This is a genomic window from Photorhabdus antumapuensis, assembly GCF_020387775.1.
GTDB classification, from domain to species: Bacteria; Pseudomonadota; Gammaproteobacteria; order Enterobacterales; family Enterobacteriaceae; genus Photorhabdus; species Photorhabdus antumapuensis.
On sequence record NZ_JAHZMK010000021.1, the window covers coordinates 173358 to 186710 of the forward strand.

Annotated in this window: 9 protein-coding genes, 3 tRNA genes and 1 pseudogene; 9 read left to right on the top strand and 4 right to left on the bottom strand. The window is 44.7% G+C overall.

The features are described 5' to 3' along the window. Positions 1 to 4 precede the first annotated feature (4 nt). Both KZ793_RS08940 and KZ793_RS08945 read left to right on the top strand, forming a co-directional pair. Entirely contained in the window at positions 5 to 1195 is a 1191-nt protein-coding gene (locus KZ793_RS08940) for a tetratricopeptide repeat protein (protein WP_225815015.1), read from the top strand. An 18-nt stretch (positions 1196 to 1213) separates the two neighbouring features. Then, complete coding sequence (locus KZ793_RS08945) at positions 1214 to 2209, top strand: DMT family transporter (RefSeq protein ID WP_225815016.1); 996 nt, start codon at positions 1214 to 1216, stop codon at positions 2207 to 2209. A gap of 290 nt (positions 2210 to 2499) precedes the next feature. On the opposite strand, the gene KZ793_RS08950 is transcribed toward KZ793_RS08945, so the two are convergent. From KZ793_RS08950 to orn, 4 genes are all read right to left on the bottom strand, one after another. After that, positions 2500 to 2575 (bottom strand) — tRNA-Gly (locus KZ793_RS08950). A gap of 59 nt (positions 2576 to 2634) precedes the next feature. Beyond that, a tRNA-Gly gene (locus KZ793_RS08955) sits at positions 2635 to 2710 on the bottom strand. A gap of 55 nt (positions 2711 to 2765) precedes the next feature. Further along, positions 2766 to 2841, bottom strand: a tRNA-Gly gene (locus KZ793_RS08960). Between the two features lie 199 nt (positions 2842 to 3040). Next, on the bottom strand, positions 3041 to 3586 hold the full coding sequence (gene orn, locus KZ793_RS08965; protein WP_036776631.1) for an oligoribonuclease: 546 nt from the start codon (positions 3584 to 3586) through the stop codon (positions 3041 to 3043). 94 nt (positions 3587 to 3680) lie between these two features. Between orn and rsgA the strand changes: the two genes are divergently transcribed. From rsgA to KZ793_RS09000, 7 genes and pseudogenes are all read left to right on the top strand, one after another. Then, a complete protein-coding gene (gene rsgA, locus KZ793_RS08970; protein WP_225815017.1) occupies positions 3681 to 4736 on the top strand; it encodes a small ribosomal subunit biogenesis GTPase RsgA in 1056 nt (351 codons plus the stop codon). A 74-nt stretch (positions 4737 to 4810) separates the two neighbouring features. Next, complete coding sequence (asd, locus tag KZ793_RS08975; RefSeq protein ID WP_225815018.1) at positions 4811 to 5704, top strand: archaetidylserine decarboxylase; 894 nt, start codon at positions 4811 to 4813, stop codon at positions 5702 to 5704. Between the two features lie 26 nt (positions 5705 to 5730). Further along, entirely contained in the window at positions 5731 to 9066 is a 3336-nt protein-coding gene (mscM, locus tag KZ793_RS08980) for a miniconductance mechanosensitive channel MscM (protein WP_225815019.1), read from the top strand. A 317-nt stretch (positions 9067 to 9383) separates the two neighbouring features. Next, positions 9384 to 10214: an IS982 family transposase gene (locus KZ793_RS08985; protein WP_225815073.1), complete on the top strand. Its 831-nt coding sequence runs from the start codon at positions 9384 to 9386 to the stop codon at positions 10212 to 10214. Positions 10215 to 10459: 245 nt separating this feature from the next. Beyond that, positions 10460 to 10873, top strand: a pseudogene (locus KZ793_RS08990) (type VI secretion system baseplate subunit TssF); the annotation flags it as partial. A gap of 13 nt (positions 10874 to 10886) precedes the next feature. After that, positions 10887 to 12863, top strand: a complete 1977-nt coding sequence (gene tssI / locus KZ793_RS08995; RefSeq protein WP_225815020.1) for a type VI secretion system tip protein TssI/VgrG — start codon at positions 10887 to 10889, stop codon at positions 12861 to 12863. Further along, positions 12860 to 13351, top strand: coding sequence for a DUF4123 domain-containing protein (locus tag KZ793_RS09000; RefSeq protein WP_225815021.1), 492 nt, complete (start codon positions 12860 to 12862; stop codon positions 13349 to 13351). Before tssI ends, KZ793_RS09000 begins: the two co-directional genes overlap by 4 nt. Positions 13352 to 13353 lie beyond the last annotated feature (2 nt).

Here is a 13353-nt window from a genome sequence, read left to right on the forward strand (position 1 = left end):
TTTTATGAGTTACCAATGGCCTTCAGATGGCTCATCTTCTATATGGCCGGAAATAAACAGCATGTTCTTATCCCTCCGTGGAGTTTCAGACGAATTCATTCCAATGAATGAAACTCAGCGAACTTACAAAAAACTCCTGATAGGATTTGATGCCATCACCTCTTGCGAGATGAAAGAGCTTTATAAATTCAAAATCACATTAACTCAAATGAACGAGCACGACCTCTCTCTCCCTGAGCTTTGCCTTATCCATAAGGCATTCAGTGCATGGGTACAATTTGATTACGAGAACGCGAGATCGCTTCTGACCCAACATATTCGAGCATACCCTTCGGATATTATCGCGCTCTTCTTTATTCACATGCTTGATTTCTGCACAGGAAAAACAACCAACCTGAAGTCCCTTCTGCTTTATTGTGACGAACACATTTCTAGCACTCACTACCTCTATCCATATTATCTTTCCATAAAATCATTCGTCCTTTGTGAAGCTCGATGTCTTGATGATGCCTTAGAGGTTGGTTTTAAATCTGTTAAATTAATGCCGGACAACATCTATGGCATTCATGCTGTCGCACATGCCTTGCATGAGCTAGGTCGCTGGAAAGAACTTTGCCACTTCCTGACCAACTGCAAAGAGCATTGGATAACCAACACCGGAATGGGAATGCATGTATACTGGCATCTCGCCATTGCGTATGAACGATCCGATGAGATCACGCTTGCATTGCAAGCTTTTGATGAATTATATGCTCTAAAAGACAATCCATTCGCTAAACAGGACTTGGACGCTGTAGGATTCTTGTGGCAGCTCAGGCTCAAATCTGCTGACACTAAATTCCAACCAATTTGGGAACGTCTCGCCGTCCTTTGGACAGGCAGCATCAGCGCCTCCACCTCTTACTTCCACAAGATACATGCAGCACTTGCTTTTTCTGCAACAAATCAGTCTTTTCTTATTGAAAAGCTAATCGCGGAAAGCGATGGATTTGGCATCGAACCAGATACTCATTCCACAGGGATAGACGTCCTTAAAGCAATCTTACTATTCACATCTAGACACTACGAGGAGTGTTTAAGCAAACTCCGTCTCAGCTATGAGAAATGGCCATTATTGGGAGGTAGCCGTGCTCAACGTGAAATATTGGAACAAACTATGGAATACGCCGCCTTGAAAGCATCTTCCACCCTATAAATTGCGATATCGACAAACATGAAAAGCAACCACGCATCAACGCAGCCAATCAACAACTACTCAACCTATATCAAGCTGTCTCTTGTAGCTATCATCTGGGGCGGGACATTTGTTGCAGGTCGATATATTTCTGTCGAAACGCCTCCCTTGCTGTCAGCAAGCCTCAGATTTATTCTTGCAGGTATGACGCTAATTATTTTCCTCATTTTGTCAGGAAAGATGTTTATCAAGATTAATCTGTCTCAACTATTGAAAATCATCGGACTTGGCCTCTGTGGAATATACGCCTACAACCTGTTCTTCTTTTATGGCCTGCATCACACAACCGCATCCAGAGCTTCACTTATCGTGGCACTGAATCCAGCAGTCATGGCGATTTTTGCATATTTCTTTTATAAGGAAAGGCAATCGCCATTGAAAATACTGGGAATCATTCTTTGTCTGTTTGGTGCAATGATCGTGATTTTCAGCAAAACACCGCAACTGACCGTGGGAGAAGAAGGTAACTGGTTGGGTGATACGCTGATCTTTGGCTGCGTTTTAAGCTGGGTTGCTTATAGCGTCTTCTGCAAGAACATTGTGAACCAAATCGGCCCGCTACACACCGTTACATACTCCATCCTGGCAGGCACTATCATGCTGACAGCAACGGCTATTTCCACCGAGCAAATGAGTTTATCTGCAATACATGCATTATCTATGACTGATCTCTACAGCTTACTTTATCTCGGCGCCGTCGGTTCAGCAGTGGCCTACATCTGGTATTACGACGGAATCCAAAAAATTGGTTCCACTCGTTCTGGCGTATTCATCGCGCTTAACCCTTTGACCGCTGTATTGCTCGGCGCAGCACTATTAGATGAGAGATTAACATTCCCAATGTTCATCGGAGGCGCTTTCGTAATCGGAGGTATCCTGATCTGCAACAAGAGAGCAATCGGTAAAAAACCTATTCCACACGAATCTAAACCTGGAATCAACCATATGGAGAAAACAAAGAGTTACAGGAGATAAGCCAGAAATTTCCCCCTATCGACGCTTTGGTACAGAACAGAAGCGTCGATTTTACAGCGACCTGATGGCAAGCCTGACTTTTGGACTTAAAAACCGTGAATGTAAGAAACTTCAATGGATATTTGCATATCAAAAATGGGAGCGGAGAAATGCAACTCACAAGTTAAATACAAAAAATTTACCAATAACCCAGACGATGTTTACAACATCATGCAGCATGTTTATTACGTGAAAATAAGACTGACAAGGGAGAGGGATATTGCTAGGTTATCGGCATGATAAGGAAGACTTGGAGCGGGAAACGAGACTCGAACTCGCGACCCCGACCTTGGCAAGGTCGTGCTCTACCAACTGAGCTATTCCCGCATTACTGACTGGTGATAACCTGAAACAATATATTAATCTCAAGATATCAATTTCAAGTTTGGAGCGGGAAACGAGACTCGAACTCGCGACCCCAACCTTGGCAAGGTTGTGCTCTACCAACTGAGCTATTCCCGCGTCACTGACTGGCTAATGATAACCAGAAATAACATACTAATTCCAAATAAAAATTTGGAGCGGGAAACGAGACTCGAACTCGCGACCCCGACCTTGGCAAGGTCGTGCTCTACCAACTGAGCTATTCCCGCATATTTTTTAGTACGCTATCCATACCTTATGAAATTCTTCATCGGTATGGGGAGCGCATTATACGAGAAATCGTTGCGCCCGCAAGCCCTTCAACGCAAAAAAACAAACTTTTTGGCAAAATGACGATTTAAACATCAACACAGATTAATTAATCGTCATACTAAACTTGCGTTATCAAACCAGCGAAAACTTTCTGGCTTACAGTTGAATAAAATGTTCCCGATAATAGGCTAATTCAGCCACTGATTCACGGATATCATCCAGTGCCTGATGAGTATTCTGTTTCTTAAACCCAGCAAGGATTTCCGGCTTCCAGCGACGTACTAATTCTTTAAGTGTACTGACATCTAGGTAGCGGTAATGAAAATAAGCTTCCAATTCTGGCATATAACGGAACAAGAAACGCCGATCCTGACTCACGCTGTTACCACAAATAGGGGAAGCGCCTGCCGGAACCCATTTTTCCAAAAATTCAATCGTCGCCTTCTCTGCCTCACGATCATCAATTTTACTTGCTTTAACGCGTTCAACTAGCCCACTACCCGTATGAGTGCGCACATTCCATTTATCCATCAGAGCAAGTTGTTCATCAGACTGATGAACCGCAATGACAGGCCCTTCAGCCAGGATATTCAGATTTGCATCGGTGACAATTGTCGCAATTTCAATAATGCGATCCCGCTCTGGATCTAAGCCCGTCATTTCTAGATCTATCCAGATAAGATTGTGCTCACTTTTTGACATGTTATACCCTAGATTGGAGAGATAGTTCTTATTAATGGTGTATCATAGCGCTTTTAAACAATAACAGCGATAAATGTGGAACAAGTGAGGTTCGGTGGCTAAGCATAAACTATCCAAAGGCCAGCAACGGCGGGTACAGGAAAATCATCAGCGTAGGTTGAAAAAACAGGATAATAAACCTGAAATGGATGATAGTCAGTTAGGTGAACCTCAAGAAGGGCTAGTTATCAGCCGTTTCGGCCAACATGCTGATGTCGAGGCAGAAGACGGTTCTATACAACGTTGTAATATTCGCAGAACTATCCGCTCATTAGTAACTGGCGATCAGGTGGTATGGCGACCTTCACTGCAAACCCAAGCAGATGTTAAAGTGAATGGTATTGTTGAAGCCGTTCACGAACGGACTTCCGTACTTACGCGGCCTGACTATTATGATGGCATTAAACCTATCGCCTCCAATATTGATCAGATAGTGATTGTGTCAGCCATTCTTCCTGAATTGTCACTCAATATTATCGATCGCTACCTTGTTGCCTGTGAAACACTGGGCATTGAACCGTTGATTGTATTGAATAAAATTGATCTTTTGGACGAAGAAAGCCGTGAATGGGTCAGCGAAATCATGTCCACATACCACAACATTGGTTACAGAGTATTGAAACTATCAAGCCATACCGGCGAAGGTATGGAAGAATTAACGAAGATGCTCGCAGGTCGAATCAGTATTTTTGCCGGTCAGTCTGGTGTGGGTAAATCAAGTTTACTCAATACACTCCTACCAGAAGATGAAGAAGAGATTCTGGTTAATCAGGTTTCAAATGTTTCCGGTTTAGGTCAGCACACCACAACGGCATCCCGTCTTTATCATTTCCCACATGGCGGTGATGTTATTGATTCTCCTGGTGTTCGGGAGTTTGGCCTGTGGCATTTAACACCTGAGCAGATAACTCAGGGTTTTATCGAATTCCGTGACTATCTGGGTAGTTGTAAATTCCGTGATTGTAAACATCGGGACGATCCAGCGTGTGCGCTACGGAAGGCAGTGGAAGATAATGAAATAAATCAAGAACGTTTTGAGAATTATCACCGTATTCTCGATAGCATGGATCAAATTAAACCACGCAAGACTTTTACAGATAACGATAGCTAACTGACATCAAATGAAAGGACGGGTACAATAACCCCCTTTTGTCTAATTTTGCCAATAGAATCCAAGAGGTTGACGTGCTGGATAACATTAAAATCAGGTTGCAATATTTACTGCCTAAACAGGGGATAACTCATCTGGCAGGCTGGTTTGCTAACAAAAAAGCTGGCTGGTTGACTCAACTGGCAATCAAGACGTTTGCCCGTATTTATAAAGTGGACATGAATGAAGCGAAAACGTCTGAGTTTTCAGCATATTCGACATTTAACGAATTCTTTATCCGTCCACTAAAAGATGATATTCGCCCAGTTGTCAGCAATGAACACCAATTAGCGCTACCTGCCGATGGCACTATCAGCCAGTTAGGCAACATCCGAACCTATCAGATCCTTCAGGCCAAAGGACATCACTACACACTTGAAGCTCTACTCGCCGGCAACTATCAGTTAGCAGAGATATTCCGTGATGGGCAGTTTGTAACGACTTATTTATCACCTAAAGATTATCACCGCGTACATATGCCTTGCGACGGATTACTGAAAGAGATGATCTATGTCCCTGGTGATCTGTTCTCTGTCAATCCATTGACTGCCGCCAACGTGCCAAACCTGTTCGCTCGTAATGAAAGAGTCATCTGTCTATTTGAGACTCAATTTGGGCCCATGATACAGATTCTGGTTGGTGCAACTATCGTCGGCAGTATCGAAATGGCTTGGTGTGGTACGGTTACACCACCACGGGAAGGCATTATCAAACGCTGGACTTACCCGGAAGCCGGTACAACTGGCGCGATTTCTTTCAAGAAAGGTGAAGAAATGGGGCGTTTCAAATTGGGTTCTACCGTTATTAACCTGTTTGCACCAAATCAGATACAGTTAGCCGGACATTTGAGCAGTGGCTCAACAACCCGCATGGGTGAACTGTTAGCCCAAGCTATCATGCTTGAAGAACCCACTGACAACATAAGCTAATCCCTTGCCAAGGAGAGCCCTCTATCGTGCGCCTGATTATCAGCTTATTGCTTAGCCTGCTCATTATTAACCCGGTTCTTGCTGCGATTTCACTTGACGAAAACCAGCTCAAACAAGAGCTGAAACAAATTGAATCCAGTAAAAATCCGCAGGACGCAGAAGTGGCTCAGGCGTTGCAAGGTGCACTCAATTGGATTGCCGATACGAAATCTGCCAATGACAGAACGCAGAAATACCAAACTGCCATTGATGATTTCCCTAAAATAACTAAAGAACTTCGTCAAAAATTACTTACTGAAAGTGATACTCCCCGCCCAACTCCTGCTAACCAATCCATTGCGAACATTGAGCAACAGATTATTCAGGTCAGCAGTCGGTTGCTAGAACAAGGGGGACAATTACAGCAAGAGCAGGACAAAGGACGGGAAATCAGCGACTCTTTAGTACTATTACCGCAACAACAATCAGAAGCACGACGCTTGCTAACTGAAGCATCTTCTCGCCTGCAATCATTAGGGACACCATCCACCCCATTAGGAGAGGCTCAATTTGCCTTAGCTCAAGCCGAAGTCAATGCCCACAAAGCGACAGTCAATGAACTCGAAATTGCGCAACTTTCTGCGAATAATCGGCAGGAAATTTCCCGTATGCGGGTTGAACTGTTCAAAAAACGATATCATCGACTTGATCTTGAGCTGCAACAACTTCGTAGCCAACTTAATGCACAACGCCAGCAAAAAGCAGAATTAGCCCTGGAACATACCGAGATGCTGGCAGAACAAAGTGATCAGCTCCCAAAATTTCTGCTCGATGAATTACAACTGAACCGGAATTTATCTCAGGAATTAAATCAGCAAGCACAACGAATGAATGTCATCGGCTCAAAGCAACGCCAAGCCGCCAGTGATATTATTCAAGTCCGGCAGGCATTGAATACCATTCGTGAACAGGCACAATGGCTCGGTGGCTCCACAACGCTCGGAGAAGCGCTCCAAACTCAACTTGCCCGTTTACCTGACATGTCTAAACCACAGCAACTTGATCGGAATATTGTCAAATTCAGGGTCGATCGGCTGAAATACGAAGACATGCTGGAGCAGTTACAAAAAGACATAAAACCCGTACAGAAAAGCAACATTGCGTTAACTGCTGAACAAGAGCGGATTTATGATTCTCTTACCCGCACCCGCAAAGAACTACTTAATTCATTATTATCTGGTTACGACAGTGAAATCCTTGAATTGACCAAATTGAAAGTCGCTACCAGCCAGCTAAATGATGCACTAACAGAAGTCAAAGAGGCCACACACCGTTATCTATTTTGGGTCGCAGATGTTAATCCCGTTTCGCTCAATTACCCAATCAATGTTGTGCAGGATCTGACCCGTCTATTATCGCTGGACACTTTTTCTCAGTTAAGCGGAGCCCTGATAGTCATGCTGACCACTCAGGATACGCTTCTATATCTGTTTGGCACGCTACTCCTGGTTATATTCAGCATCGGTTCTCTTCGCCATTATCATGCATTCCTTGAACGCGCGAGTAACCGTATCGGCAAAGTAACCTATGATCACTTTTCCCTCACTTTACGTACCGTATTCTGGTCGGTTGTTGTCGCATTACCTTTGCCCATGCTCTGGTCCGCTATTGGTTATGGGCTGCAAAGCGCCTGGCAGTACCCTATGGCGACAGCTATTGGTTATGGTGTCAATGCTACGACGCCCGTATTATGGATCTTCATGCTGAGTGCGACTTTTGCCCATCCAAATGGGTTATTCATTGCCCATTTCCGTTGGACGGAAGAACGCGTTAAACGGGCTTTACGATTCTACCAGCTATCCATCTTTGCCATTGTGCCATTGGTCATGGCATTAATAACTTTTGAACATTACAGTGATCGAGAATTTGCTTCCACACTTGGCAGGCTCTGCTTCCTAATCCTATGCGTCTCCTTAAGCCTGATCACTAACAGCCTGAAACGGGCAAAAATTCCGCTCTATCTGGATAAAAATGGCTCCGGTGAAAATGTTATCAACACTGCTCTCTGGTGGATTCTACTCTCTGCGCCAATAGTCGCAGCGCTAGCTTGCATACTGGGGTATTTCAGCACATCACAAGCACTGCTTGGGCGTCTGGAGACTTCCGTTGCTATCTGGTTCTTCCTGCTGGTTATTTACCATATTATCCGTCGTTGGATGTTGATTCAGCGACGCCGGATCGCCTTTGACCGGGCCAAACAGCGGCGGGCAGAAATTCTGGCTCAACGAGCCAAAAGCGAAGACGATTCAACCAGTTCAAGCAGTATCGAAGGTTCCATTGAAGTTGAGGAACCCATTATTGATCTGGATGCAATCAGTGCTCAATCACTAGGATTAGTCCGTTCAATTCTCACTCTGCTTGCCTTGGTTTCACTCATTTGGCTCTGGTCAGAACTTCATTCCGCTTTCTCATTTCTAGAAAATATCCGACTGTGGGATGTCACCACCACAATAAACAATGTAGAAACTGTTCAACCCATCACCGTAGGTTCTGTCTTGATTGCTATCTTAGTGATTATTATCACCACTCAACTGGTGCGTAACCTACCCGCACTGCTTGAGTTGGCCTTATTACAGCATTTAGAGCTTACACCAGGCACCGGCTTTGCCATCACCACACTCACCAAATACACCATTACTTTGATTGGTGGTCTGGTCGGTTTCTCTCTGATTGGTATTGAATGGTCAAAATTGCAATGGCTTGTTGCGGCGCTAGGGGTTGGGTTAGGTTTTGGCTTACAAGAAATCTTCGCTAACATCGTTTCTGGCCTGATGATACTGTTTGAAAAACCCATTCGTATCGGCGATACCGTGACTATCCGCAATCTGACCGGTAGCATCACCAAGATCAATACACGAGCAACAACCCTGTCAGATTGGGACAGAAAAGAGATCATTGTTCCTAACAAAGCATTTATTACTGAGCAGTTTATTAACTGGTCATTATCTGACACCATCACCCGTGTCGTGCTGACAATTCCTGCTCCGGCAGAAGCTAACTGTGAAGAAGTCACACAGATCCTGCTAACTGCGGCTAAACGTAGCACTCTGATCCTTGATAACCCGGCACCTGAAGCCTATCTGGTTGATCTTCAACATGGTATTCAGATATTTGAATTACGTATTTATGCCGCTGAAATGGGACATCGCATGCCTGTTCGTCATGAAGTCCACCAGCTTATTTTGCAAGGATTCCACGAACACGGCATTACTCTGCCATTCCCACCATTTCAAGCGAGTATTGATGTTATTGGTCGGGATATTCGCAGTGCGACGACAAATAGGTCAGGCCGCAATCCACCACGTCAACCGGGTAGTTTGTAAAAAGATAATGAAGCACTGAGCATCCGTACTTGAATCAACTAGCCCTATTTCAAGCAAAATATGATCTTTTCCGACATCCTATGCTTGAAATAGGCTTTGCGAAGCAATCAATGTCGCGCCACAAGAGGTTTTCATTCCCTCCAGTGCATATTTGTCCATTAGAGCTGATTAACCTGAACTCTGCTTAAGAAAGGAAAGAAAAAAAGGAACTAAGAGCCTAAGGCACGATCAAAGTTTTTGTATAGAAAACAAAATCGTGGAGATCCTCAGGCTATGATTACTTTAACTGCTGCGTCGATGATTTTTGCCAAAAATTTATTCCGCTTTGGGAACAACAGCTCATCGAGAATAATCTGCTTAAACGCCATCGCGCAGCGTCCCTGTCACTGAGTGAAATCATGACGCTCCTCATTTTATTTCACATGAGCCACTATCGTCATTTCAACGCGTTTTATATTGAGCATGTGCAACCGTATCTTAAGGCTGATTTCCCCCATCTGGTCAGTTACAACCGAATAATAACCTTGAAGAAAAGAGCGATTATCCCGTTGTGCACTTTTCTTTCTTCACGCAAAGAAAAATCACAAGGCATTGCTTTTATCGACTCCACCAAAATCGCCGTTTGCCATAATCTTCGTATTCCCCGAAATAAGGTTTTTAAGGGGGTAGCACAACGGGGGAAAACCAGTATGGGGTGGTTTTATGGTTTTAAACTTCATTTGGTCATTAATGATTGTGGGGAGCTTTTGTCTGTCAAATTAACGCCGGGAAATACAGATGATCGCCATCCGGTTAAGGAGTTGGTAAAAGGATTAACAGGACATCTGTATGGCGACAAAGGGTATTTATCACAAGCTTTAAGTGATGAACTGGAGGCAGAAGGGATAACACTTATCACAAGTGTTCGTCGCAATATGAAAGCCAAGTTTTTATCGCTTTGGGATAAGATTATGTTAAGAAAACGTTTTTTGATAGAGACCGTGAATGACCAATTAAAAAATATTTCTCAGATAGAACATTCACGACATCGGAGTATAGTCGGCTTTTTATTGGAGGTAGTATCGGGCTTAATTGCATATACATTCCAACCGAAAAAACCGAGCTTAAATTTACGTGATTCTGAAATCGCTATCCTTAAGCAAAGCTGAGGTTTTTTAACCATATACGGGAAGAATCGCCATTTGGTGGCAATCAAATTAATCTCACGTTTTATGATCGTCAGGCAAAACCCGTAACAGAACACCACTATCGCGAATTTTACTGCCAATATCACAGATATCATACGCAAGCACGGACATTGGACATCGGACAAATCTGTATACCCAGCGAGCAGATACCCAGCCATATTCAGGCCAAGAATATCGTGGCGGCGTAAAAAGATCTTCCTGCCGTCGTAAACAGTCATCAGCATTGGCCGATACTATCTTTGTTATCGATTGGGCCATTTTTTCTCAGTCATATTGAATCAGTCAGATCTCTGGTCAAACAACTTGATACCTTCGCTCATCTGGACGCCCCGCGTAGCCGACATATTCAGCGCATGGCCGATGGTCTCAGCGCTATCTACCTTGAGCCATACTACCATTTTGACAAGGGCATTCCTGTGAGAGGCCAAGCCATCACACTGCGCATGACACCAGAAAATTATGAACATGAAGGAGAAATGTACGTTTTTACTAAAACACTACACACCGCTTTCTCCCTCTGTTTTGTTGAAACCAGCTTTCACAGATTAACCGTTATCAATAACGACACCAATGAATGCTGGGAATTTTACAATATGCCTGGGCATCAGAAGATCATGTAATTAAGGAAACACTATGAAAACCGGACTCCGCTTTTCCTGCACTATCGGCAACCTGGAAACCAAAACTTTTGCAGTGGCTGACTTTACGTTAGATGAAGCGCTTTCATCGTTATTTACCCTGTCTCTGACGTTAGCGGCACACCGTTCAGATATTGATACCGATACCCTCTTGCTCCAAACCGCGCGGTTTACCGTCACCCGTGACGATATTCTGCAACGTGAAGTGACAGGATTGGTTGAAAGTGCAGTTGTTAGAAGCACAAACCGGCATCAAACCCAGTATCACCTGACAGTCAGACCAGAAATATGGCTTCTGACACTCGATCAAGACAGCCGTATTTATCACCAACTCAGCATTCCCGATATTTTACAAAGCATCCTGAAACAGAAGAAACTCCGGGCCAATATGCATTTGAATAACCCACATTCAACACGGGAATACGTCACCATGAAAAGAGAATCATCCTATGATTTCTTTACCCGCCTGGCGGCTGAAGAGGGGATTTTCTTCTGGTTCGCCGATGACGGGCTCTATCTGAGTGATAGCCACCTGAACATGAGGGCCCCGGATACACTGATCTACAACCCGGACATCACCAACGCAGTAGAAGAAAATGTTATCTACAAATGGTTGTTTGGCTCCCATATGCGTCCTGAATCTACCGATCAAAAAGACAGAAATTACCACAATCCCAATTATGCTTTGCAACACAATGCAACAGATTTTGAGGCAGAGAACGACACACTATTTCATATTTTCGAAAGTTACGGGCGTTTTCAGAAAGATAAAGAGGCCATTCCGTTTACCCAGTACCGGCTGGAAGCCCTGCGCGCTGACAGCAAATCAGGGATAGCGAACAGTAATTGTATTCGATTAATGCCGGGCAGAATCTTCACATTAACCAACCACCCGATTGACGCCATGAATGACCGCTGGCAAGTCATCTCTTCCCAACATACAGGGCATGTCCCTGCGGTTTTAGGCGACGGCGGAACCGGCACCACCCTGAATTCACAAACCCGGTTTATACCAGGCCGCAACGATTGGCGGCCGCCATACCGCTATAAACCACTGGCTGACGGCGATGAAATCGCAACAGTTGTCGGGCCCAGCACCGAGGAAATTTACGTCAATAAAGATGGCGCGGTTCGCGTTCACTTTCACTGGAACCGTTATGACGCGCCTGACGACCGGGCTTCTTGCTGGGTGCGGATTGCACAAGGGTGGAATGGCAACGGATTTGGTTTTCTGGCAACGCCGCGAGTCGGTCAGGAAGTGATTATCTCCTATCTCAACGGCGATATTGACCGGCCTATTATCACCGGATGCACTTACAACGGCCTTAACCGCCCGCCGCTGAATTTACCCGCAGAAAAGACGCGCACCACGTTCAGAACCAAAACACATAAAGGTAACGGTTTTAACGAATTACGTTTTGAGGATGCAAACGGCAGTGAAGAAGTGTTTATTCATGCTCAACGGGATATGAATACGCAGGTTCTGAATGATGAAACCCATAATATCGGGCACAACCGGACACATCATATCAAACATGATGCCCATTTACGCATTGACAATGAGTACCGCGTACAGGCGGGCAATGATATTTCTCTATCTACGGGGCAGAAACTCCATATCAAGGCAGATGATGCCCTGTTAACTCAAAGCGGTAATGAAATTCACCTAAGTTCCGGCGCTAAAGTCGTGATTGATGCTGGCAGTGAACTGACTCTACAGGCCGCCGGGCACTTCCTTAAAATCGATGCGGGCGGTATTACCAGCAGTGCGGGCATTAACTTTGGCAGTGGATCACCCGGCAGCGGCTCAGGTTGGGGCGGCAAGCTGCCAGATAAGCTAGATAAACTGAAACAGGCGAGCGTCATACAGGCAGAAAAAGCCCTGACGGCGCCGTTGAAAGAAATCTGTCTGACCTGTCTGATGAAAGCAGAACAGGATGGCACAGCAATCGTTATAAGGGGGCAGTCATGACACCGGAATTACAGAAAGAATGGAGTGAATACAGAGAAATGCATCCCGAAATGAAATGGTATGCCTTAGTCAGCGGCCTACAGTATGAACGTCATTTTGCTGAGGAGATTAAGTATATCGCCGGCACGAATAATCCTCTGTTCCGGCAATACCCGGATGCCAAAATTGCGTTCGCGGGGCCGTGGTTGTTTGATATGGCTTATGCGAAATCATGGGAAGAAAAGTTATCTGCGCTGGAAAAGGTTGCACCTTCGGTGTCTTGGCTAAACACCACGCAGTCTTTGGACAAACTAACCCGTCACCTTGAAAACTACCTGAATATCGAGTTGGAAACAGGGGAAACGGCATTGCTGCGTTTTTACGATCCCCGCATCTTGCATCAGATCCGGGATATTTTCAGCCCAGAGCAATTGTCGGCATTCACTGACGGTATTCATGAGTGGGTGTATTCTTTTGATAATAATGACCATTTTGTAAAAGGAGTCTAGTG